Below are 23,250 nucleotides of genomic sequence, written 5' to 3' on the forward strand. Positions count from 1 at the left end.
ATTCATGACATCCGAATATGTAATGCAACTGTTTCATAATGCTATGAAAGTAACATTGATTATTGCATCGCCATTACTGCTAGCAGCTTTAATCAGTGGTTTAATTGTGAGTGTATTACAGGCGGCTACACAAGTTAATGAACAGACTTTGTCTTTTATTCCTAAAATTATTTCTGTTTTAGGTGTAATAGTAATACTTGGACCTTGGATGTTAGGTGTTATGCTAGATTATATGCATAATTTATTTAACAATATATCATTGATTACTAAATAATGTTAACATTTAACAACTTGCAGTTAATTACTTTAATTGGTAATTTTTTTTGGCCTATGGTGCGAATTTTAGCTTTTTTTTCTGCAGCGCCTATTTTTAATGACAAACTTATAAATAGAAAAAATAAAATTGTTTTATCTGCTATAATTAGTTCATTAATATCTCCTTTTTTGCCTGAAGTTCATACAGCATTATTTTCGTATTTTGGCTTTTTATTACTTTTTCAACAAATATTAATTGGTATTGTTTTAGGTTTTACTGCGCAATTTTTATTTGTTACAGTAAATTTAGCTGGTGAAATAATAGGCTTGCAAATGGGTTTATCATTTGCAACCTTTTTTAATAGTAATATTCATATAGGCACTTCTATAATATCTCGTTTATTAAATGTTTTAACTTTATTTTTTTTTCTCATTCTTAATGCTCATCTTTATTTAATTACTATACTAATTAATAGTTTTCACAGTATTCCTATTGATGGTTATTTTTTAAATGTAAATATTTTTTTTATTTTATTGAAATTTTCTGGTTCTATTTTTTTAAATAGTATTTTATTTGTGTTACCAGTTATGATTGTTTTATTATCTCTTGGTTTTATAATGAGTTTAATGAATCGTTTATCTCCTCAGATATCTATCTTTTCTATTGGTTTTTCATTAAATTTATTAGTGGGCATATTAACATTATATTTCTTAATGCCTATTGTATTTCCTATTTTTAAAAAAATATTATCAGATTTAATGTTTTTTATAACTAGCATATTTTTATATACATAGTTTTTTTGTAAATAACTAAAAAATGATTTTTATAAATAATTATATTTCTAATTAACTTACATATTTAAAAATTTTTATAAATAAAGTATAATTTTTTAAAAAATTATACTTTAATTTTAGTTTAAAAAAAAAGTTTTTTTTAATAAAAACATGTTAATTTTTCTTATTTGATCTTTCCTTCATTATATAAAACATGTTTTCGAATTACAGGATCATATTTTTTAAATTTTAATTTATCTGGTGTGTTTCTTTTATTTTTGGTTGTAGTGTAATAATGTCCAGTGCCTGCAGATGATATCATTTTTATTTTTTCACGAGTTTTTTTGGCCATTAATTTATCTCACTTTTTTAGAATTTATTTTTTTTATTATTGTTTCAATTCCTTTTTTATCAATACAACGCATTCCATTAGCTGAAACACGTAATTTAATAAATCTTTTTTCATCAGCAATCCAAAATCGATGATATTGAATATTTATTAAAAATTTTCTTTTTGTTGCATTCATAGCATGTGAACGATTATTGCCAATCATTCTTTTTTTCCCAGTAATTTGACATATGCGTGACATGGTTTCTTCTCTTAAATTAAAATGTAATATATTTTTAATTAATAGATCTTACGAGTATTATTTTTTTTATAAGATAGAAAAAATATTTTAACATATTATAAAAAACTATAATAGTTGTTTAGTTTTTCATTATTTTAATATAATAAAATCTAGAATATTTTGAAATATAAATTAATTTTTAAAATAATATAAATTTATTATAAAATAATTTTTATATTTATAATTTAATACCAAATCAGGACAATTTTTATGAGTATATATCAGAGATGCTTATCTAAATCTTTGATTTTTTTTTCTTTTTGTTTTGTAATTTTTTTATTATTTATAGAGAGCAATGTAGGATTTAAGTATATTTTTAATTTTACTAGTTGTTTTTTTACAGGATTCAAAGTAGAAGAAATATCAGGAAATTGGCGTGATTTTACATTAAAAAATATTAAATATGATATTTCTGGAATTTCAATGACAGCTAATAGCATACATGTAATTTTAGATACTAGATCTTTATTTAAAAAACCAACTATTTTTAAAGAAATTGAAACAAAAAACTTAATTATTTCATTAAAAAGTAACGGATCTTCTAGATTATCCGAAAACAACATATCTCTAAACACTTTAAAAAAAGATATCTTTATAAAATATTCTTTAATTTTTAAAAAAATACATGCAGATAAAATTTTCTTTAAATCATATAAAGCAAATATATTTTTTTTTAATATTTTAAGTAGTGTGCAATTAAACAATAATAATATTATTATATCACCGACTTATATAGATGATATTCATTTATCATTTTCAACAGTTGATTTTAAAAAAAAACACATTTTAAATAAATTAAATTTTATACAGAAATCTAATTATCCTAAAAAAATATATAATTTTTTACAAATTTTTTTAAAAAACAATAAAAAATTTGTTGCATCAAATATAAATTTAATTTCTTTAAGATGTAATAGAATAAAATTCGTAGATTATAAAAATGATAATTTATTTCAATTACAATTAAAAGCTAAAATAAAACATAGTATTTTAAAAATAAAGAAAATAAAAATAGATTCGTCTTTTTTAAAAATCAATTCTCATGGAAAAATTATTTTTAATAATGATTATTCAATTTCATGCTTGATCAAAAATAGTATAATGATACCTAGATTTTATAATAGAATTATTAATATTTTATTTGAATCTAATTTCAATGTACATAAAAAATTTATATTTAGATTAGAATCTCAAGATCTATATAAAATAAAAATTTATGGTTCAGTACTTTTAAATAGTTTATATTATCCGTTTTTTATAAAATTGAAGAGTCAGAATTTAGCTTGGTCGATTAAAAAAAATTATGTATTAAAATTAAATAGTTCTACTGGAATTTTAAAAGGGAAAATAAATAATTATTTTTTATCTTTAAAAAATATTATCACTCTACAAAATTTACCTTCAATTTTTATGAGTATCAAAGGAAAAGGTAATCTACAGAATATATTTTTAAAAAAAATTAAATTTTTTCGAATTAAAAAAACAAAATTTTGTAAAAAAACAATCAATTTGAAAGATAATATTGAATATAATCAATATATATTAAAATTAATGGGTAAAATGAATATAGTAGGAAAATCTAATAATAATACATATAGTCTGTGCATTCCTAAAATAAATTTAGATGGTAATATAATGAAAAAAAAATTATCTATATTAGGTTCTATATACTACAAAAAATTAAATTATATAGAAACTACTGGAATAAATTTTTTTCTAGGAAATAACAAAGTATTTTTAAAGGGTTTATTAGGTAAAAAGTATAAGGTTTATTCGGCTATTTATGCTGATAATTTAGATTATTTTTTACCTAGTTTAAAAGGTAAAATTAAAGCAAAAATAAATGTTTGGGGAGATGATATGTTTTCTCATATAACAAGTAAAATTCTAGCTAGTAATTTAAATTGGAATAACATACTTTTTAAAAGTATTAAAATACTTACAAAAATGAATATTAATCATGTATTTTTAGGAAAAACATTAATAGATGCAAAAAAAATACATGTCTATAATTTTAATATTGATACTTTACATATTCAAACTCATTGTAACAATAATAAACAGAAATTTTCTTTATTATTAAAAAGTAATGCATTATATATAAATTTAATAATAAATGGTTTTTTTAATAAAAAAACAGGAGATTGGCATGGTTTTTTTGATAAAATAAATATTAAAACTTTTTGGGGACAATTAACTGCAAAAAAAAATAATTTAATTGATTACTATGATTCTAATAATAATGTTAATTTTTTCAAACAAAATAATATTAAAATAAGAGATTCTTTTTTATCTTTTTTATATGATTTAAAAATGTCTTTTTTTAATATGTTCAATCAATCACTGATAAGTTTTAAAAGTAAAGTATCAGTTAATGCGAAATTTAAATGGATATTAGGAGAAAAAATTTCTGATGGGAAAATATTTTTAACAGGTAAAAATATTATATTAGAAAAGAATATAAAAAAAAGAATCTTTATTGAAAATATAGATTATTTTAATATATCTACTAATTTGGTAAAAGACAATTTTAAAAGTAAGTGGATAGTAAAAAAGACAAAAAATTCATTAAAAAATAAAAGTATTGTTGGATATTTAAATATTATAGATATTTATCACAAAAAAAAAATAAAAGGTAGATTTACTATTTATAATTTTCCTTTTTCTTTTATAAATTCTTTTAGCACAAATTTTAAAAAAGTTAATGGTATGTTTCAAAGCAAAATAAAATTATTTGGAACTTTATATCAGCCTCAAATATCGGCTGATATTAGTTTTAAAAATATTTTTATCAGAAGTAAGAACATATTAAAGTATATAACTTTATTTTTTCCTTATTTTTCAGGAAAAATAGATTTTATAAGAATTAATCAAGAAATTATCATGAAAAAAGGAAATTTATTATTTAAATTAAATCCATTTTTAAAAAATTCTAATAATATAGAATGGAATCTTATTTTTAATAGTAAAAATATATTAGTATCAATTTTTCCAAAAATAAAAGTACAGTTTTCTTCTCAATTAAATTTACACTATTTACTTTCAAAATATGATTTAGTTGGATATATCAAGTTTTTTTGGTTTTGTTTTAAAATTAACGAAAAAGATTTTATTTTTTAATTTTATTACAAAAACATACTGCTTATTTTAAAATATATTATTTTGATTTTTTAGCACGATTATATGCATTATTAATTTCTAATTTTGCATCTTGACAATTTCCCCATCCAATAATTTTTACCCATTTTTCTTTTTCTAGTTTTTTATAGTATTGAAAAAAATGAGAAATCTGTTTTTTTAATAATTCTGATATATCTGATATATTATTTATATTTTTATATTCCTGACAAACTTTACTTTTTGGTACTGCTATAATTTTATTATCATCACCTGATTCATCATGCATTTTTAACATACCAATAGGTTTGCAGTGGATAACACAGTTAGATTGTATTGGATAATGAGAAGGAACTAAAACATCTAAGGGATCACCATCTAAAGATAAAGTTTGATTGATATATCCATAGTTGCAAGGATAAAACATTGGAGTAGGCATAAAACGATCTACAAAAAGCATACCTGATTTTTTATCTATTTCATACTTAATAGGAGATGAATTTGATGATATTTCTATGATAACGTATATATCATTTGGTATATCATCACCAGCGATAATTTTATTTAAATTCATTTTTTTTCCTTAAAAATAATTTATAACTACTTTAGTATATTTGTAAGATAAGCAAATAAAGATACAATAATCGATAAATTTTAACATTGAAGAATAATTATATCTATATTTTATATATAGTAATTGATTTTAATTTTAAGTGTTTTTCAATATAATGTTTACATATAAAAAAACATGTTTGTAAGGGTTTATATATATGCAATTAATTAGAGAAATAGAAAAAGAAGAATTATTTCTTTTCAACACAGCAAAAGAAACTCTAGAACTATCTAAAAGAAAAAACACTTCTATTGAAGTATCTATAAAAAAAACAATAGGGATAAGTGTTAATATAAGAAATGGTATTATTGAAAATATAGAATTTAATAATGATAGTGTATTATTTATAACCGTGTATAACAAGTTTTCCAAAGGATGTGTTTCATCTAAAGATTTTAGTACCAATAGTATAAAAAATATGTTAGAAACAGCTATTAATATTTCAAAATATTCTTCTTCTGATTTTTTTTCAGGTTTACCAGATATAAAACTTTTATGTCTTCATTCTGTAGAACTTGATTTATTTCATCCATGGGAATTTAATATAGAACATGCGATTAATCTTTCTATTTTATCCGAAAAAGAAGCTTTTGATTTTGATAAAAGAATTGTTAATAGTGAAGGTAGTTTTTTTAATAGTCATGTGACTATAAATGTTTTCGGGAACAGTCTGGGTATGCTAGAAACATATAAATCCACTCGTTATTCGACATATAATTGTATGATCGCTCAAGATAAAAATTCTATGCAGAGAGATTTTGATTATTCTATTTCAAGAAAAATAGATGATTTAGAAAAACCAGAGATATTAGGTCAAAGTTCTGCTAGACGAGCTATATCTAGGCTAGGTTCTCGAAAAATACAAACCATGAAGTCTCCGGTGATTTTTTCATCAGAAATATCTCACATGTTTTTTTCACATCTTGTTCATGCTATCAGTGGTGATAATGTTTATCAAAAATCTACATTTTTAATTAATGATTTAAAATCAAAAATTTTTCCTGATTGGCTAAACATTGAAGAAAATCCTCATTTAAGACAAGGTTTAGGTAGCAAACCTTTTGATAACGAAGGTGTATTCACAGAAAATAAATATATCATTCAAAATGGAATATTACAAACTTGGTTATTAAATACGTATAATGCTCGCAAACTTAGATTGGAAAGTACAGGTAATTGTGGGGGAATTTATAATTGGTTAGTTTCAAATAGTAATATATCTTTTGAAGAACTTTTACAAAAAGTAGATCAAGGCATATTAATAACGGAACTAATGGGACAGGGTGTAGATATAATTAGTGGTAATTATTCACGTGGAGCAGTAGGTTTTTGGATTGAAAAAGGAAAGATTTCTTATCCTATTAATGAAATTACTATATCTGGAAATTTAAGAAATATGTGGAATAATATTGTTAGTATTAGTACTGATATTGATAAACGTAATAATATTCAATGTGGTTCAGTATTATTATCTGAGATGCAAATTTCTGGAAATTAGATTTTTTTAATATTTTTAATCTTTAACTAAAGGTAATAAATTTATTACCTTTATATAAAGAATATTTTTATAGATTAGTGAAGTTGACCTATAAGCCGGGTTCTGTTTTAACAGTCATTCATCTAGATTAGTAATCACTTACTAATTCAAGCAGCCTACCCAGGTTTATAAAGTACGAGCAATACGAATTTTTACCCTATATTTGGCTTTGCTCCGGGTGGAGTTTACCATGCCATGAATTGTTACCAATTATGCGGTGTGCTCTTACCACACCTTTTCACCCTGGCCATATTTTTTTACATAAAAAATAGGTGGTTTTTTTTCTGTTGCACTAGTCATAAGCTTGCGCTTTCCAGATGTTATCTGGCACCCTGCTCTATGGAGCCCGGACTTTCCTCTTTTTAATTTTCAAAAAATAAACAGCGACTGTTTGGTCAACTTCAAAATTAAATCTTACATTATTTAAAGAATTTTGTCACTTTTCTTTTTTATTGCATATTCATATAAAGCATTTTTATTAATATTATGTATTTGAGAAGTAATTAAAACCGATGTTTTTAATGAAAGAAATTTTCTTAATGTCAAAAATGTATCCAATATTTTTTTTGACAAGTTATCTTTTTTTAATTTTTTAAAACCATCAATGATAATTACCATTTCTCCTTTGTAACGATACTTGTCTGCTTTAAGCCATTGTAGTATTAAAGATGCTTGAGCTCCATAAATAGATTCCCATTTTTTTGTAATTTCTCTAGCGATAACTATATGTCTATTTTCATCTATTTGTTCTATTATATCTTTTATACTTTCAAGTATCCTGTATTTTGTTTCATAAAAAATTATTGTTCGTGTTTCTTCTTTTAAAGAAGAAAGCAAGTCACATCTTATTTTTTTTTTAGAAGGTAAAAAACCTTCATAGCAAAAACGATTATTTATAATTCCAGAAGCACTTAATGCTGTAATAGCAGCACATGGCCCTGGAAGAGGAATTACTTTTATATTAGAAATATGACATTTTTTTATTAAAATATTACCAGGATCGTTAATAATTGGAGTTCCTGCGTTACAAACTAAAGCAATTTTTTTTCCTTTTTTTAATTCTTCAATTAAATTATCACTTTGTTTTTTTTCATTATCTTTATTCATTAATATTAAATGGTTTTTAATATTAAAATGTTGAAGTAAAATATTAGTATGTCTAATATTTTCCACAGCAATCATATGAACATCTTTTAATATTTCCAATGCTCTATAAGTTATATCTGATAAATTACCGATAGGAGTTGGTACAATATAAAGAATACCAATATAAAATTCATTCATTTTTTTATCCATAAAATCCTGTTATATATGTGATAATAATTAAAAATTAATTTGAATATTTATTTTTTATTACTTATTTTAATTTAATATATGACTCTTGTGTAAAAGTATAAGGATTAAAAGTGAGACGAGTAGTTATAACAGGTGTTGGTATTGTTTCAAGTATTGGTAACAATAAAAAAGAAGTATTACATTCTTTATATAATGGAACTTCTGGAATTGTTTTTTCAGAAGAAATGAATAAATTAGGCATGCGTAGTAAAATTTGGGGTAATATTAAATCAGAAAGTATAAATAGGATAACACAGAAATCATCCCGATTTATGAATAATGCTTCTAGATATTCTTTTTTAGCCATGACAGAAGCTATTAAAGATGCAAAAATAGAAGATAAAAAGTATCAAAAAAATCCTCGTGTTGGATTGATTGCTGGATCAGGATGTAGTTTTTCAAAAGATAATATGCTTCCTCCTATCAAAAATACACGAATTTCAAATTATATTAGTCCTTATCTTGCAGTAAAAAATATGCCTTCTGTAATATCAGCTTGTTTATCAACTTTATTTAAAATTCAAGGAATCACTTACTCTATAAGCTCAGCTTGTGCTACTTCTGCTCATTGTATCGGACATGCATTCGAATTGATTCAATTTGGTAGACAAGATCTGATTTTTGCGGGTGGTGGTGAAGAAATGAATTTAGAATTAGTTAGTCAATTTGATGCAATGAAAGTTCTTTCTAGTAATTTTAATAATAATCCTGCAAAAGCATCGCGTGTGTATGATATAAATCGTGACGGTTTTGTTATTTCAGGTGGAGCAGGTATTATAGTTATTGAAGAATTAAATTCTGCTTTATCTCGTTCTGCTCGTATTTACGCTGAAATTATTGGGTACGCTGCAACATCAGATGGTTCAAAAATGGTTTCACCTTCAGGAGATGGAGCAGTTCGTTGTATGAATTTAGCAAGAAAGGATAAAAGCATACCTATTGATTATCTTAATGTACATGGAACTTCTACAAGAATTGGTGATTTAATAGAGTTAAAAGCTATTAAAAAAGTCTTCTTTAATGAAAAAAAACCAATGATTTCAGCAACAAAATCGATGACAGGTCATTCATTAGGAGCCTCAGGAGTACATGAAATGATTTATACATTATTAATGTTAAAATATAATTTTATAGCTCCTTCAATTAATATTAAAGTATTAGAATCCTACGCAAAAGACATGAATATTATTCAGCAAATTAAAAAAGTAAAAATTCATACAGCTATGTCTAACAGTTTTGGTTTTGGTGGTACTAATGCTTCATTAATAATAAAAAAATATTAATATATTATATTGCATATAATATAAGTATTTATATATATTGAAAATATTTTTATGTTTTTTTAAAGCTCTTTCGATATTAGAAAATATATATTTTTTTATGTGTATCCAAATAGTAGTATTTAGAAAAATCATTTCAGTATTTTTAATATTAAAATAATTTTTTATTGTTAATATGTAATCTTTAAGTAGTCTTTAACGAAAAATATATAAATTGTTTCTTATTTATATAGTTCTAATTCAAATTTTTGATATTTTTAAAAAAGAGAGATCAAATATGAATCAATTAGATGCTTTAAAAAAATTCTCAACTATTGTTGCAGATACTGGTGATATAGAATCTATTTGTAAGTATAAACCAGAAGACGCAACGACTAATCCATCTTTGATACTTCAAGCAGTAAATTTAAATGTCAATCAATTTTTGATTGATCAAGCTGTAGAATATGCAAAAAAAAAAGGAGGTTTATATAAAGATCAAATAATTAATGCAAGTGATAAAATATTAGTTGATCTTGGAGTGGAAATTTTAAAAAAAATACCTGGTTACATTTCTAGTGAAGTTGATGCTCGTTTATCTTTTAGCACAGAAAAATGTATTTTAAAAGCAAAAAAAATAATTGATTTATACGAAGAAAAAGGAATTTCTAGAAATAGAGTTCTAATCAAATTAGCAGCTACATGGGAGTGCATAAAAGCAGCAGAAGAACTTAAAAAAGATAATATTCATTGTAATTTAACTCTTGTTTTTTCTTTTTCTCAAGCGCGTGCTTGTGCAGAATCAGGTGTTTTTTTAATATCTCCTTTTGTAGGACGTATTTATGATTGGTATGTTTCTCAAAATTTGTTATCTAAGTCTTTTTCTGGAAAAGATCCTGGTGTGATATCTGTCTGTAAAATATACGAATATTATAAAAAACATAATTATAAAACTATTATTATGGGAGCTAGTTTTCGTAATATTGAACAAATATTACATTTGTCTGGATGTGACCGTTTAACTATTTCGCCTGTTTTATTAAAAGAACTTGAATCTAATACTAGAACTATTACAAGACAACTGAATCCTCCTGGTGTTTTTTCAGTTCCTCCAGTGGCGCTTTCTGAAGAAGAATTTCGATGGGAGCATAATCAAGATGCTATGGCAGTCCAAAAGTTATCTGAAGGTATACGGAATTTTGGAAAAGATCAGTTATCTTTAGAAGAAATACTTTCTAAAAAAATATAAATAATTTTACAAGATAAAAAATTCACTTACAGAATTTTAATCTAAAGGAAAATATATGTGTTCACGTAGAGAATTGGCTAATGCAATTCGAATGTTAAGTATAGATGCTGTACAAAATGCACAATCAGGACATCCTGGTATGCCGATGGGAATGGCAGATATCGCTGAAGTTTTATGGAGAGATTTTTTAAAGCATAGTCCAAAAAATCCTAATTGGAATAATCGTGATCGTTTTATACTATCTAATGGACATGGTTCTATGTTGTTATATAGTTTATTACATCTTACAGGATATAATTTATCGATAGAAGAACTGAAAAATTTTAGAAGAATTAATTCAAAAACTCCAGGACATCCTGAAACAGGTGAAACACCTGGTGTAGAAATTACCACTGGTCCATTGGGACAAGGATTAGCAAATGCTGTTGGTATGGCGATTGCAGAAAGAACTTTAAGTTCTTATTTTAATCGTCCAGAATACGATATAGTTGATCATTATACTTGGGTGTTTGTGGGTGATGGTTGTTTAATGGAAGGTATTTCTCATGAAGTTTGTTCTTTAGCTGGTACTTTAAATCTTGGTAAGTTGATTGTTTTTTATGATAAGAATGGCATTTCAATAGATGGAAAAATATCTAACTGGTTTACTGATGATACAGCAAAACGTTTTGAATCTTATAATTGGCATGTAGTAGATAACGTTAATGGTCATGATTCAAAATCTATAACAAAAAGTATAAAAGAAGCAAAGTTAATATTAGATAAACCTTCAATTATCATTTGTAACACTATCATTGGTTTTGGTTCTCCTAATAAATCAGGAACAGCTGAATCACATGGAGCGCCTCTTGGTGAAATGGAAATTGCTTTAACTAGAAAAGAATTGTGCTGGAATTACCCTCCTTTCCAAATACCTGAAAAAATTTATGAAAAATGGAATTTTATAGAAAAAGGTTTAGAATTTGAACAAAAATGGAATGAAAAATTTTCTTTATATCAATCTAAATATCCTGATTTATTCATTGAATATTCAAGACGAATAAATAAAGAATTACCTTTAAATTGGAACGAAGTCACTAAGAATTATATTCATTTTTTACAAAGCAATAAACAGAATATTGCAAGTCGTAAAGCTTCACAAAATACGTTAGAAAATTATGCTAAAATTTTACCTGAGTTAATAGGTGGTTCAGCAGATTTATCACCTAGTAATTTAACTATGTGGTCTGGTTGCAACTCTATTACAGATAACTTCTCTGGAAATTATATTCATTATGGAGTTCGTGAATTTGGGATGACAGCTATTGCGAATGGTATATCTCATCATGGAGGTTTCATTCCTTATACTGCTACATTTTTAATGTTTGTTGAATATGCACGTAATGCAGTTCGTATGGCTGCTTTAATGAATACTAAACATATTTTTATATACACACATGATTCTATTGGATTAGGTGAAGATGGTCCTACACATCAGCCAATAGAACAATTAGCTAGTTTGAGAATGACACCTAATATAGATGTATGGAGACCCAGTGATCAAGTAGAAACAGCAGTAGCTTGGAAAAAAGCTATTGAAAAAAAATCAGGACCCACAGCATTAATTTTATCACGTCAAAATCTTAATCAATTTCAGAGAAATTCTAAACAATTAGATAGTATTTCTTATGGGGCATATATATTATATGATTCAGAAAAACTACTTGATGTTATTTTTATCTCAACTGGTTCAGAACTAAATATCACTTTAATGGCCGCAAAAAAACTTGTTGCTTTAGGATATTCTGTACGTGTAGTATCTATGCCTTGTACTAATGTTTTTGATAGGCAAGATGCGGCTTATAAAGAGTTTATATTACCATCTTATGTAATTAAAAGAATTGCAATCGAAGCAAGTATAGAAGATTTTTGGTATAAATATGTAGGTATTGATGGTTTAGTTATTGGAATGAAAACATTTGGTGAATCTGCTTCTGCAGAAGATTTATTTCAAAAATTTGGTTTTACTATAGAAAATATAGTTAATAAATCAATTATTCTATTAAAGTCTTAATTTTATTTAAAATTTTTTAAATAGTTATGGGGCTTAAACTATAGCCCCATTTCTTTATAAAAAAATAATATTTATTAATATATAAATGTCAAATTAGGGAAAAATATGATTTGCTCAGTCACAAAATTAGCGCAAAAGCTAATTTCTATTCCATCTATTAGTCCAAAAGATTTAGGTTGTCAAGATATTATTATAAAACGTTTATACGCAATAGGATTTAAAGTTAAAGTAATCAATGTTAATGACACCAAAAATTTCTGGGCTTTTAGAGGTCTCGGAAAGACATTGACATTTGCTGGACATACAGATGTAGTTTCACCGGGTCAAGATAAATATTGGCAATCTGATCCTTTTGAACCAGTAATTCGAAATGGATTTTTATTTGGTCGAGGATCTTCAGATATGAAAGGTGCTTTAGCAGCTATGATTGTTGCTTCTGAAAGGTTTGTAAAGAAATTTCCAAATCATAAAGGACGTTTATCTTTTCTTATTACTTCGGATGAAGAGTCGAGTGCTGTGAATGGTACAATTAAAGTAGTAGAATATTTAATATCTAAAAATGATGTAATTGACTATTGTTTAGTAGGAGAACCTTCTAGTACTTCTAAAGTTGGTGATGTTATAAAAAATGGTCGACGTGGTTCAATTACGGCTGATTTAACTATCCATGGAGTGCAAGGACATATTGCTTATCCTGATTTAGCAGATAATCCAATACATAAAGGATTGCCTATTATTTTAGAAATATTATCTATAAAATTTGATAATGGAAACGATTTTTTTTCACCTACTAGCATAAATATTGCAAATATTCATGCAGGAAATGGAACTAATAATATTATTCCAGGATCTTTATTTGTTCAGTTTAATGTTCGATTTAGCACAGAAGTTTCTGAGATAGAAATTAAATCTCGAATAGTTAGTATACTAGATAAGTATAACATTAATTATTCTATAACATGGTTTTTATCAGGGAAACCATTTCTTACTAAAAAGGGTTTATTGATAGATACTGTAATGCAATCTATTTTTTATTTTAATAAAAAAGAGCCTATTTTATCTACTTCTGGTGGTACTTCTGATGGTCGATTTATTTCTTTAATGGGTTCAGAAGTAGTAGAATTAGGATTAATTAATAGTACAATTCATAAAGTTAATGAGTGTGTAAAAATATCTGATTTACAACTATTAAGTTATATGTACGAAGATATTATGAAGAAGTTATTAACATAATTTTAAAGAAATCTTTTTATGTTATAAATGATGCAGAATCTCATAGAGATAATCTGCACCAATTAGTATGAATCAATACTTAATTTAAAAATATCTTTTTAAATGTTACTATAATTATTTTAAAAGATTATATATTTTATATGGGAGGAAAGATATTACGATTTTCTTTTTCTAAATCTTTTTCTGTATAAGGAATATTATATTCTTCTTTTTTGTTAGGGAGATTAATCCCTTCTGGAATAATTAATTTTTTAAATTGATTTTTTATTTCATTACAATCATGATATTTGTTAAAATCTTTTAATGTGCAAGATGTTATTAAAAATATATTTAATATTTGAAAGATTATTACTATTTTTAAAAATTTTCTATAATTTTTTAAGATTAGCATATTTAATTGCTTTTTCAATTTTTAAACGTGTGGTATCTAAAATAGGAGTCATTGGCAAACGTAGTGTATCACTTTTTATCAATCCCATTTTTTTAGCTAACCATTTTATAGGAATAGGATTAGGCTCTATAAAAAGTGCTTCATGTAATAACGCTAAACGTTTGTTTATAGATCTTGCACTGATAAAATCTCCTTTTAACGCGTAGGAACAAATTTGTGTCATTTCTCCTGCAGCAACATTAGCTGTAACTGATATTACACCTTGACCACCTAATTGCATAAAATCTAAAGCTGTTACGTCATCTCCGCTAATTAATAAAAAATCATCTTCAACTAATTCTTTTATTTTATTGATTCTTGATAAATCTCCAGTAGCTTCTTTTATGCCTATAATATTTTTTAATTGAGCTAATTTAGCGACTGTTTCTGGAAGTAAATCACATCCTGTACGACTAGGAACATTATATAAAATTTGTGGTAATTCGGTATTTTCTGCAATTGCTTTAAAATGTTGATATAATCCTTCCTGAGTAGGTCTATTATAATATGGTGTAACAGTTAAACAACCTGCAATACCAGATTTTTCAAATCTTTTTGTTAAAGATATAGCTTCTGTTGTAGCATTTGCTCCTGTTCCTGCAATAATTGGAATACGTTTATTAGCCAATTCTAAAGTAAGCATAACAACATTTATATGTTCTTCTTGACTAAGTGTTGCGGATTCTCCAGTAGTACCAATAGACACAATGGCTTTAGTTTTATTGAAAACATGATAATTGATTAACTTTTCTAAGCTAGAACGACAAATCTGACCTTTTTTATCCATAGGTGTAATTAGTGCAACAATACTTCCTTTGAACATTAGTTGTCCTCCTCCATAAAAAATATTTTATGGGATGTTTGACATATTTTAAAACAAAGTATATAGAAATTATAAATATAATATTTAGAAAAATATAATTTTATTCTAGAGTTAAAAATTTAAGACCATATATCCTGTATCAAAAAGTATTAATTGTGCATAAATAAAATTTTTTTACATATTAATTTATTTCTAATACTTATATTTTTCATTTGTTAAGTACATATTTTTTATTTTTTTAAAGTCAAAAAAAATGATATTTGAAATTACTACAGAGAATTGATTTTATCTAATCAGATTAGAAAATTAGTAGATTTAATCAATTTTTTTTATCATAAAAAATCACTTTATTTTTATTTTAAATCTATAACTTTGGGTTGCATGATACAAGATTTTAATATACTAGACAACAATAGATTTTTTTTTAAATATAAAAATATAAAATTCTAAAGAGTTAATCCTTATGTTATTAAAAAATTATTGTTTCTGAAGAAGAAATGTGTAGTTTTAATATTTTTATAAAAATAAAATAAAAATTTATTAAAATAAATACATAACTATACTTATTTATAAAAACATTAATAATATTTAATTTGGATTAAGCTACTAAATAAAAAGCAATTCAGTAGCATTAATATATTTTAAAAAATTATCCTTTACTACATTGTGCACGAAATCTTAATAAATGATCCATTAAAACAATTGCCACCATGGCTTCAGTTATTGGAACAGCACGTAATCCTACACATGGGTCATGTCGACCTTTAGTAATAATTTGAGTTTTTTCGTTTTTTTTATTAATCGTGTTTCCTATTTTACGGATGCTTGATGTAGGTTTAAATGCAGCTTTTAATATAATTTTTTCACCATTACTAATACCACCTAAAATACCACCTGCATTATTAGTTAAAAATCCTTCTGGTGTAATTTCATCACGATGTTGACTTCCTTTTTGACTTACTACTAAAAATCCATCTCCAATTTCTATTCCTTTTACAGCATTGATGCTCATTAAGGCATGTGCTAAATCAGCATCAAGACGGTCAAAAACTGGTTCTCCAAGTCCTATAGGAACATTTTCAGCAATAATAGTTATTTCGGCTCCAATGGAATCACCTATTTTTTTTAAATATTTAATTAAATTTTCAAGCTCTAAAATTTTTTCAACATCAGAACAAAAGAAAGGATTTTTTTCTACTTCCTGCCAAGACTTAAAAGAACATTGAATGTTTCCCATTTTTGATAGGTATGCTCGTATAGTAATCCCGTATTTATTTTTAAGGTATTTTTTTGCGATGGCACCAGCTGCCACTCGCATAGTTGTTTCTCGAGCAGAAGATCTTCCTCCACCACGATAATCTCTTATTCCATATTTTTTTTCATAAGTATAATCAGCATGTCCCGGTCGGAATAAATTTTTTATATCATTATAATCTTTAGAGCGTTGATCACTATTATAAATAATTAAACCAATACTAGCACCTGTTGTATAACCATTAAATGTACCAGAAAGTATATGAATTTTATCTGGTTCACAGCGAGGAGTTGTATAACGAGAAGTACCTGGTCGTCTACGATTTAAATCATGTTGTAAATCTTCGACAGATAATTCAAGACCTGGTGGAGTTCCATCAACTATACAGCCTAATGCTTCTCCGTGTGATTCACCAAAAGTAGTTACACAAAATATTTTTCCAATTGTATTTCCAGACATTTTATTCTTCTATAAGTCATTGAAATGAAATAGTATAACTATACAGAATAAATAAAAAAATAATTTTTTTATTTAGAATATAAAAATTTTTTTATTAAAAATATGAATTAGTTAAAAATAGATTATTTATTATATACTTTGCTAATAATATTTTTTATTTGTTGTTTTTACAAAAACTAAATTATATAATTAATAAAAAATATGTAAATAATCGTAAAAATTTTAAATAATTCATGTATATAAAATATTTCAATTGATTAATATTATTGGTAATAAATAATTATGAATAAAAATAGCCGACATACTATTGATTCGAATGTTTTATTTCGTCAATGGTTAAATGGTACTCGTGAGATAGTACAAGATACTATTTTTCATTCTCGAGTTCATAAAAAAAATAATACTAATATAGTATCTCAGCGCACAGTTTTTGAACAAAATGCTCATAGTCATTATTTTTCTTGCAGAAATAAAAAAGATTTATTTAAAGATAATCCCGTATCTTATGTTCGTCATCAAAGTTTACTTAATATCTTAAAAAATCTACAAAAAGGAAGATATGATCCAGATATTTTTCTTGATTTACATGGATTAACACAATATCAAGCGCAGCAAGCACTAGGTGAATTAATTACAACATGTCAAAAAGAAAATTTTTTTTGCGCTCATATCATGCATGGTTATGGTAAACATATTTTAAAAAAACAAACACCTTTTTGGTTATCTCAGCATCCAGATGTCATAGCTTTTCATGAAGCTCCTAAATTTTTTGGAAGCGATGCTGCTATCATAGTTATCATTGAAATTAATTCTTCAAGGAAAAAAAATATAAATGCTATTAATGAGTAAACTAGATAATTTTTATATTAAACAGATAAAAATAATTTTTTTTTAAAAAAAAACTGTACGTTTATTATTTAAAATCAATTCTTAATTATTTTAAATTGTATTAAATGTATTTTTTAATATAAATAAAAAATATTTTTAAAATTAAATTAAAATAGCATTATTCATCTTTTTAAATTTAAAAAGTATATTTATGAAACTTTTATAAAACTAAACCATTATCAATAATTTTTATTTATTATACTTAAATATTACGATAGCATTATTTTTATTATTAAAGTTATTTAATAATTTTATTTTATTAGTATGATATTATAAAAAAATCTTTTAAAAACCCTTATTTTTTGGGTTTTTTTATTTTAAAAACAGTAAAAGTATATATTTTTTTTATTTAATACAAAGAATTTTAAGGGATTTTAAATATGTTTGATAATAATCGTGTACGTATAGCGATGCAAAAAACTGGTCGTTTAAGCAATGATTCTATAAAACTATTGACCTGCTGTGGGATTAAAATTAATTTAAAACAACAAAAATTGATAGCATTTGCTGAAAATATGCCTATTGATGTCATGTTAGTGCGTGATGATGATATTCCTGGATTGGTAATGGATGGTGTAGTAGATTTAGGAATAGTTGGAGAAAATGTACTCGAAGAAGAGTCGTTAAAGCGAATTTCACAAAAATTAGAATATTCTTATGTTACTTTAAGACGACTTGATTTTGGGGTATGCAGGTTATCTTTAGCATTGCCAGTAAACACTGTATACTCAGATATAACATGTTTAAAAAATATTAGAATAGCAACATCATATCCGCATTTGTTAAAAAAATATTTAGATAAAAAAAATATTTCTTTTAAATCATGTATGTTAAATGGATCAGTAGAAGTTGCACCTAGAGCTGGTTTAGCAGATGCTATCTGTGACTTAGTTTCCACAGGAGCGACATTAGAAGCTAATGGTTTGCGTGAAGTACAAGTAGTTTACCATTCTCATGCATGTATTATTTGTAAAGTTGGAAAGATTAATTCTATAAAAAAAGAAGTTATTAATAAATTAATGACTCGTATTAAAGGTGTAATTAAAGCTCGTGAATCTAAATACATCATGTTGCATGCGCCTATAAAAAAATTAGAAAAAGTAATATCTTTACTCCATGGAGCAGAAAGACCAACTATTCTAAAACTAGCTGGAGATGATAATCGAGTAGCGATGCATATGGTGAGTAGTGAAACATTATTTTGGGAAACAATGGAAAAATTAAAATCATTGGGAGCTAGTTCAATTTTAGTTTTGCCAATTGAAAAAATGATGGAGTAAAATCTATAATGAAATATTTTAAAAATATGATTTATTGGGACAAAATCAATTCTACTGAACAAAAAAAAATAATATCAAGACCTTTTTTAAAAAACAATAATTTTATTAAAAAAATTGTCACAGAAATTATAGAAAATGTAAAAAATTTAGGTGATGAAGCGCTAAAAAAATATACTATATTATTTGATAAATATGATTTAAATGTATTTCAAATTCCTAAAAAGCAAATTTTTTCATCCTCATCTTTCTTAAATAAAGATTTAAAAAATTCAATTGAAATTGCAAAAAAAAATATTACACTTTTCCATGAAGCTCAAATTTCATCAACAATAGATATTGAAACAGAAATTGGAGTTCGTTGCCAGCAAATTAATTTGCCTTTGAATCGCATAGGAATTTACATTCCTGGTGGAACAGCACCTCTATTTTCTACTGTATTAATGTTAGCAATACCTGCTAAAATTGCTGGTTGTAAAGAAATTGTTCTTTGTTCTCCTCCTCCAGTTAGCAATGAAATTCTTTATACAGCTCATGTTTGTGGAATTGATAATATTTTTCAAGTTGGAGGAGCTCAAGCTATAGCAGCTCTTTCCTTCGGTACAGAAACTATTCCTAAAGTAGATAAGATTTTTGGTCCTGGTAATGCTTATGTTACAGAAGCGAAATTACAAGTTAGTTCTAGTTTTAATGGAACGGCAATAGACATGTTAGCAGGACCTTCAGAATTGTTGATTATTGCAGATGATACTGCTAATCCAGATTTTATAGCTGCTGATCTATTATCACAAGCTGAACATGGAATGTCTTCTCAAGTGATTTTATTAACACCGTATATTGAACTAGCACAAAAAGTAATTTTTTCACTTAATATACAATTAAATAAGTTATCTAGATTATCAGAAATGTTAACGGCATTAAAAAATAGTACAATCATTATTACTAAAAATTTATCAGAGTGCATTAAAATATCTAATATGTATGCACCTGAACATTTAATTATTCAAACAAAATCGCCCAGGGAAGTACTTAATTATATCTCGAATGCTAGTTCTATTTTTTTAGGTCTATGGTCGCCTGAATCTGCAGGTGATTATGCATCTGGAACAAATCATGTTTTACCGACATACGGAAAATCTATTGCCAATTCTTCTTTAGGATTAGCTGATTTTCAAAAACGTATATTGGTTCAAGAATTAACAACTCAAGGATTGATTACATTATCTAATACCCTTGAAATTTTATCTTCTGCAGAAAAACTTGAAGCACATAAGAATGCTGTAAGAATTCGAGTAGATTTTTTAAAGGAGAAAATATGATAGATAATATTATAAAATTAGCTAGAAATAATATAAAAAACTTAATACCTTATCAATCAGCAAGACGTATTGGAGGTGAAAATGGCAATTTATTATTAAATGCTAATGAATCACCCGTATCTGTTTTATTCAAATCAAAAAAAAAAATATTTAATCGTTATCCAGAATGTCAACCAAATAATTTAATATCTTCTTATGCGAATTATGTTGGTTTGCTTTGTAATCAAGTCTTAGTTACAAGAGGTGCTGATGAAGGGATTGAATTATTGATTAAAGCTTTTTGTGAACCGGGAAAGGATGCAATTATTTATTGTCCTCCTACTTATGATATGTATCGAGTGAACGCTAAAATAGCTGGTGTAGAAATAAAAGAAATCCCTACCATTAAAAATACGTGGCAATTAGATTTATCAAATATTGAATTGAATTTAAATAAAGTAAAATTAATTTATATTTGTAATCCTAATAATCCAACTGGCAATATCTTTTCAAAAAAAGATCTTTTATTTTTACTAAATATAACTTTAGGTCGATCTTTAGTTGTAATAGATGAAGCATATATCGAATTTTCTATAAAAGACAGTATGACAAATCACTTAAAACAATATCCAAATTTAGTTATTCTGCGAACATTATCTAAAGCTTTTGCTTTAGCTGGAATAAGATGTGGTTTTACTTTAGCACATACAGAAATTATTAAAATTTTAAATAAAGTTATTAGTCCTTATCCAATATCTATACCTGTTTGTGATATAGCCGTTCAATCTTTAGAAATAGATTATATTAAATTGATGCAGAATAGAGTATTAGATTCAAACAATAATCGTCTTTGGTTAATTAATCAATTGAAAAACACTGCTTGTGTAGAAAAAGTATTTGAAAGTCATGCTAATTATGTATTAGTAAAGTTTTTTATATTTGAAAAAGTTTTTAAAACTTTATGGGAAAAAGGGATTATATTAAGAAATCAAAATGAGAAAATGAACTTAAAAAAATGCATAAGAATTTCAATAGGAACACGTTTAGAATGCTTACATTTAATTAAAGAACTTAAAATTTTTTCTAAAAATAATATCGTGCAAGGTGGTTTTAGTGAAATATAAAATATTATTTATTGATCGAGATGGTACATTAATTGATGAACCAATTGATACTTGTCAGGTAGATTCAATAGACAAATTAGTATTTAAAAAAAATGTAATTTCCTCATTACTTAAATTAATAAAAATTGACTATAAATTAATTATGGTAACCAATCAAGATGGTCTTGGTACTAAAAATTTTTCTTTTGAAGAGTTCAATAAACCCCATATGTTTATGTTAAGAATTCTTCGTTCAGAAGGAATAGTATTTAATGATATATTAATTTGTCCTCATTTTTTAGATGATAATTGTGCATGTCGTAAACCTAAAACTGATATGATAAAACCATGGTTAGATCAAATAGATCGACAAAATAGCTATGTTATTGGTGATCGTGATACAGATATGGAGTTAGCAAAAAATCTTAAAATAAAAGGAATTCAATATAAAGAAGATGGATTTAACTGGATTGATATTGAAAAATATATTGTAAAATACAATAGATATGCTGAAATTATCAGAAAAACAAAAGAAACTAAAGTTCATATTCAGGTCTGGTTAGATTTAGAAGAAAGAAGTGAAATTAATACTGGTATAAAGTTTTTTGATCACATGCTAGAACAGTTAGCGATTCATAGTGGAATTTGTATGAAGATTTCTGCACAAGGTGATCTTTATATTGATGATCATCATACAGTAGAAGACACGGGTATTGTATTAGGAGAGGCTTTATCACAAGCTTTAGGTAAAAAAAATGGTTTATGTAGATTTGGTTTTTATTTGCCCATGGATGAAAGTAGATCTAATTGTATTATAGACATATCAAATCGTCCATATTTAAATTTTAAAGCTAATTTTAATTATAAAATGGCTGGTGATCTTAGTACTAATATGATTGAACATTTTTTTTATTCTCTTTCTTATTCTATGAAAATTACACTTCATTTATATGCTGAAGGAAAAAATGATCATCATTGTATTGAAAGTTTATTTAAGGTTTTTGGACGCGCATTACGCAAAGCTATTAAGATAGAAGGAAATATGTTGCCAACTTCAAAAGGGATTTTATAATGGATATAGTAATAGTAGATACAGGTTGTGCTAATTTAACATCAATTAAAGTAGCCATTAAAAAATTAGGTTATAATTCTATAATCACTTCTGAAGCATCTATAATCTCAAAATCTAAAAAAATTTTTTTACCAGGAGTAGGTACTGCTTCAGCAGTGATGGATCTTTTGTCTAAAAAAAATATAATTGATGTTATCAAAGAATTCAAAGAAAAAATACTGGGAATATGTTTAGGAATGCAACTTTTTTGTGATTTTAGCGAAGAATGCAATGGGGTAAAAACAATTGGCATTATTAAATCTTCTGTGTCACGTTTAAAATCAAATAATTTGCCTTTACCTCATATTGGTTGGAATCAAATTACTTTTCAGAAAGAACATCCTTTATTTAAAAATATACCAAATAATTCGAGATTTTATTTTGTTCATAGTTATATAGTTCCAATTAATAAATATACATTATCTACGACTAGTTACGGTGTTAATTTTAGTTCAGTTATACAAAAAAATAATTTTTTTGGTGTACAATTCCATCCAGAAAAATCTGGTAGTATAGGATGTCAATTGTTAAAAAATTTTTTGGAGATGTGAT

Annotated in this window: 21 protein-coding genes and 1 other RNA gene; 14 read left to right on the plus strand and 8 right to left on the minus strand. The window is 25.3% G+C overall.

Annotation, left to right across the window (positions count from 1 at the left end):
* Window positions 1-4 precede the first annotated feature (4 nt).
* Together fliQ and fliR are read left to right on the plus strand one after the other, a co-directional pair.
* Window positions 5-274 carry a flagellar biosynthesis protein FliQ gene (fliQ, locus tag BAKON_RS00425; RefSeq protein ID WP_014499247.1) on the plus strand — a complete coding sequence of 90 codons (270 nt, stop codon included), beginning with the start codon at window positions 5-7 and terminating at the stop codon, window positions 272-274.
* Window positions 274-1,050, plus strand: a complete 777-nt coding sequence (fliR, locus tag BAKON_RS00430) for a flagellar biosynthetic protein FliR (RefSeq protein WP_014499248.1) — start codon at window positions 274-276, stop codon at window positions 1,048-1,050. The genes fliQ and fliR overlap by 1 nt, the downstream gene beginning before the upstream one ends.
* Window positions 1,051-1,213: 163 nt before the next feature.
* On the opposite strand, the gene rpmG is transcribed toward fliR, so the two are convergent.
* The gene (gene rpmG / locus BAKON_RS00435) at window positions 1,214-1,381 is read right to left on the minus strand and encodes a 50S ribosomal protein L33 (RefSeq protein WP_014499249.1); all 168 of its coding nucleotides are present in this window, start codon (window positions 1,379-1,381) and stop codon (window positions 1,214-1,216) included.
* Window positions 1,382-1,385: 4 nt separating this feature from the next.
* Complete coding sequence (gene rpmB / locus BAKON_RS00440) at window positions 1,386-1,619, minus strand: 50S ribosomal protein L28 (protein WP_014499250.1); 234 nt, start codon at window positions 1,617-1,619, stop codon at window positions 1,386-1,388.
* 249 nt (window positions 1,620-1,868) lie between these two features.
* Here rpmB and BAKON_RS00445 point away from each other — a divergent pair, with 249 nt between their 5' ends.
* Window positions 1,869-4,778 carry a hypothetical protein gene (locus BAKON_RS00445; protein ID WP_014499251.1) on the plus strand — a complete coding sequence of 970 codons (2,910 nt, stop codon included), beginning with the start codon at window positions 1,869-1,871 and terminating at the stop codon, window positions 4,776-4,778.
* A 37-nt stretch (window positions 4,779-4,815) separates the two neighbouring features.
* Here BAKON_RS00445 and ppa read toward each other — a convergent pair whose 3' ends face one another.
* Window positions 4,816-5,349: an inorganic diphosphatase gene (gene ppa, locus BAKON_RS00450; RefSeq protein WP_014499252.1), complete on the minus strand. Its 534-nt coding sequence runs from the start codon at window positions 5,347-5,349 to the stop codon at window positions 4,816-4,818.
* Between the two features lie 196 nt (window positions 5,350-5,545).
* Here ppa and pmbA point away from each other — a divergent pair, with 196 nt between their 5' ends.
* Complete coding sequence (gene pmbA / locus BAKON_RS00455) at window positions 5,546-6,886, plus strand: metalloprotease PmbA (protein WP_014499253.1); 1,341 nt, start codon at window positions 5,546-5,548, stop codon at window positions 6,884-6,886.
* 75 nt (window positions 6,887-6,961) lie between these two features.
* On the opposite strand, the gene rnpB is transcribed toward pmbA, so the two are convergent.
* Window positions 6,962-7,328, minus strand: an RNA gene (gene rnpB / locus BAKON_RS03175) — RNase P RNA component class A.
* 20 nt (window positions 7,329-7,348) lie between these two features.
* A complete protein-coding gene (gene rsmI / locus BAKON_RS00460) occupies window positions 7,349-8,209 on the minus strand; it encodes a 16S rRNA (cytidine(1402)-2'-O)-methyltransferase (protein ID WP_014499254.1) in 861 nt (286 codons plus the stop codon).
* Between the two features lie 122 nt (window positions 8,210-8,331).
* Here rsmI and BAKON_RS00465 point away from each other — a divergent pair, with 122 nt between their 5' ends.
* The 4 genes from BAKON_RS00465 to dapE all read left to right on the plus strand — a co-directional run bounded on the left by BAKON_RS00465 (window position 8,332) and on the right by dapE (window position 14,054).
* Window positions 8,332-9,543 (plus strand): beta-ketoacyl synthase N-terminal-like domain-containing protein, encoded by a 1,212-nt coding sequence (locus BAKON_RS00465; RefSeq protein ID WP_014499255.1) that lies wholly within the window; start codon window positions 8,332-8,334, stop codon window positions 9,541-9,543.
* A gap of 274 nt (window positions 9,544-9,817) precedes the next feature.
* Window positions 9,818-10,768, plus strand: coding sequence for a transaldolase (tal, locus tag BAKON_RS00470; RefSeq protein WP_014499256.1), 951 nt, complete (start codon window positions 9,818-9,820; stop codon window positions 10,766-10,768).
* Between the two features lie 55 nt (window positions 10,769-10,823).
* Window positions 10,824-12,821 carry a transketolase gene (tkt, locus tag BAKON_RS00475; RefSeq protein WP_014499257.1) on the plus strand — a complete coding sequence of 666 codons (1,998 nt, stop codon included), beginning with the start codon at window positions 10,824-10,826 and terminating at the stop codon, window positions 12,819-12,821.
* Between the two features lie 105 nt (window positions 12,822-12,926).
* Window positions 12,927-14,054 carry a succinyl-diaminopimelate desuccinylase gene (dapE, locus tag BAKON_RS00480; RefSeq protein WP_014499258.1) on the plus strand — a complete coding sequence of 376 codons (1,128 nt, stop codon included), beginning with the start codon at window positions 12,927-12,929 and terminating at the stop codon, window positions 14,052-14,054.
* A 136-nt stretch (window positions 14,055-14,190) separates the two neighbouring features.
* Here the strand turns inward: dapE and BAKON_RS00485 are convergent, their stop codons facing one another.
* The 3 genes from BAKON_RS00485 to aroC all read right to left on the minus strand — a co-directional run bounded on the left by BAKON_RS00485 (window position 14,191) and on the right by aroC (window position 17,021).
* Window positions 14,191-14,445: a hypothetical protein gene (locus BAKON_RS00485; protein ID WP_044005630.1), complete on the minus strand. Its 255-nt coding sequence runs from the start codon at window positions 14,443-14,445 to the stop codon at window positions 14,191-14,193.
* Complete coding sequence (dapA, locus tag BAKON_RS00490; RefSeq protein WP_014499259.1) at window positions 14,423-15,307, minus strand: 4-hydroxy-tetrahydrodipicolinate synthase; 885 nt, start codon at window positions 15,305-15,307, stop codon at window positions 14,423-14,425. The genes BAKON_RS00485 and dapA overlap by 23 nt, the downstream gene beginning before the upstream one ends.
* A gap of 649 nt (window positions 15,308-15,956) precedes the next feature.
* A complete protein-coding gene (gene aroC / locus BAKON_RS00495) occupies window positions 15,957-17,021 on the minus strand; it encodes a chorismate synthase (protein WP_014499260.1) in 1,065 nt (354 codons plus the stop codon).
* A 282-nt stretch (window positions 17,022-17,303) separates the two neighbouring features.
* Here aroC and smrB point away from each other — a divergent pair, with 282 nt between their 5' ends.
* The 6 genes from smrB (at window position 17,304) to hisH (ending at window position 23,249) form a co-directional block, all read left to right on the plus strand.
* Complete coding sequence (gene smrB / locus BAKON_RS00500) at window positions 17,304-17,870, plus strand: endonuclease SmrB (protein ID WP_014499261.1); 567 nt, start codon at window positions 17,304-17,306, stop codon at window positions 17,868-17,870.
* A 419-nt stretch (window positions 17,871-18,289) separates the two neighbouring features.
* Window positions 18,290-19,189: an ATP phosphoribosyltransferase gene (gene hisG, locus BAKON_RS00505; RefSeq protein ID WP_014499262.1), complete on the plus strand. Its 900-nt coding sequence runs from the start codon at window positions 18,290-18,292 to the stop codon at window positions 19,187-19,189.
* A gap of 8 nt (window positions 19,190-19,197) precedes the next feature.
* Window positions 19,198-20,505 (plus strand): histidinol dehydrogenase, encoded by a 1,308-nt coding sequence (gene hisD, locus BAKON_RS00510; protein WP_014499263.1) that lies wholly within the window; start codon window positions 19,198-19,200, stop codon window positions 20,503-20,505.
* Entirely contained in the window at window positions 20,502-21,608 is a 1,107-nt protein-coding gene (hisC, locus tag BAKON_RS00515; protein WP_014499264.1) for a histidinol-phosphate transaminase, read from the plus strand. The genes hisD and hisC overlap by 4 nt, the downstream gene beginning before the upstream one ends.
* Window positions 21,598-22,659 carry a bifunctional histidinol-phosphatase/imidazoleglycerol-phosphate dehydratase HisB gene (gene hisB / locus BAKON_RS00520; RefSeq protein WP_014499265.1) on the plus strand — a complete coding sequence of 354 codons (1,062 nt, stop codon included), beginning with the start codon at window positions 21,598-21,600 and terminating at the stop codon, window positions 22,657-22,659. The genes hisC and hisB overlap by 11 nt, the downstream gene beginning before the upstream one ends.
* Entirely contained in the window at window positions 22,659-23,249 is a 591-nt protein-coding gene (gene hisH, locus BAKON_RS00525; RefSeq protein ID WP_014499266.1) for an imidazole glycerol phosphate synthase subunit HisH, read from the plus strand. The genes hisB and hisH overlap by 1 nt, the downstream gene beginning before the upstream one ends.
* The last annotated feature ends 1 nt before the right edge of the window (window position 23,250 follow it).

This window comes from Buchnera aphidicola str. Ak (Acyrthosiphon kondoi) (genome assembly GCF_000225445.1).
In the GTDB taxonomy this organism is placed as follows: domain Bacteria; phylum Pseudomonadota; class Gammaproteobacteria; order Enterobacterales; family Enterobacteriaceae; genus Buchnera; species Buchnera aphidicola_A.

Excerpts from the sequence above, each read along its gene's own strand:
- tal (WP_014499256.1), top strand. The coding sequence starts at position 9,818 with ATGAATCAATTAGATGCTTTAAAAAAATTCTCAACTATTGTTGCAGAT.
- BAKON_RS00445 (WP_014499251.1), top strand. The coding sequence starts at position 1,869 with ATGAGTATATATCAGAGATGCTTATCTAAATCTTTGATTTTTTTTTCT.
- rsmI (WP_014499254.1), bottom strand. The coding sequence starts at position 8,209 with ATGAATGAATTTTATATTGGTATTCTTTATATTGTACCAACTCCTATC.
- fliR (WP_014499248.1), top strand. The coding sequence starts at position 274 with ATGTTAACATTTAACAACTTGCAGTTAATTACTTTAATTGGTAATTTT.
- rpmB (WP_014499250.1), bottom strand. The coding sequence starts at position 1,619 with ATGTCACGCATATGTCAAATTACTGGGAAAAAAAGAATGATTGGCAAT.
- hisG (WP_014499262.1), top strand. The coding sequence starts at position 18,290 with ATGTTTGATAATAATCGTGTACGTATAGCGATGCAAAAAACTGGTCGT.
- pmbA (WP_014499253.1), top strand. The coding sequence starts at position 5,546 with ATGCAATTAATTAGAGAAATAGAAAAAGAAGAATTATTTCTTTTCAAC.
- rpmG (WP_014499249.1), bottom strand. The coding sequence starts at position 1,381 with ATGGCCAAAAAAACTCGTGAAAAAATAAAAATGATATCATCTGCAGGC.
- dapE (WP_014499258.1), top strand. The coding sequence starts at position 12,927 with ATGATTTGCTCAGTCACAAAATTAGCGCAAAAGCTAATTTCTATTCCA.
- fliQ (WP_014499247.1), top strand. The coding sequence starts at position 5 with ATGACATCCGAATATGTAATGCAACTGTTTCATAATGCTATGAAAGTA.
- ppa (WP_014499252.1), bottom strand. The coding sequence starts at position 5,349 with ATGAATTTAAATAAAATTATCGCTGGTGATGATATACCAAATGATATA.
- BAKON_RS00485 (WP_044005630.1), bottom strand. The coding sequence starts at position 14,445 with ATGCTAATCTTAAAAAATTATAGAAAATTTTTAAAAATAGTAATAATC.
- dapA (WP_014499259.1), bottom strand. The coding sequence starts at position 15,307 with ATGTTCAAAGGAAGTATTGTTGCACTAATTACACCTATGGATAAAAAA.
- aroC (WP_014499260.1), bottom strand. The coding sequence starts at position 17,021 with ATGTCTGGAAATACAATTGGAAAAATATTTTGTGTAACTACTTTTGGT.
- smrB (WP_014499261.1), top strand. The coding sequence starts at position 17,304 with ATGAATAAAAATAGCCGACATACTATTGATTCGAATGTTTTATTTCGT.
- hisC (WP_014499264.1), top strand. The coding sequence starts at position 20,502 with ATGATAGATAATATTATAAAATTAGCTAGAAATAATATAAAAAACTTA.
- hisH (WP_014499266.1), top strand. The coding sequence starts at position 22,659 with ATGGATATAGTAATAGTAGATACAGGTTGTGCTAATTTAACATCAATT.
- hisD (WP_014499263.1), top strand. The coding sequence starts at position 19,198 with ATGAAATATTTTAAAAATATGATTTATTGGGACAAAATCAATTCTACT.
- tkt (WP_014499257.1), top strand. The coding sequence starts at position 10,824 with ATGTGTTCACGTAGAGAATTGGCTAATGCAATTCGAATGTTAAGTATA.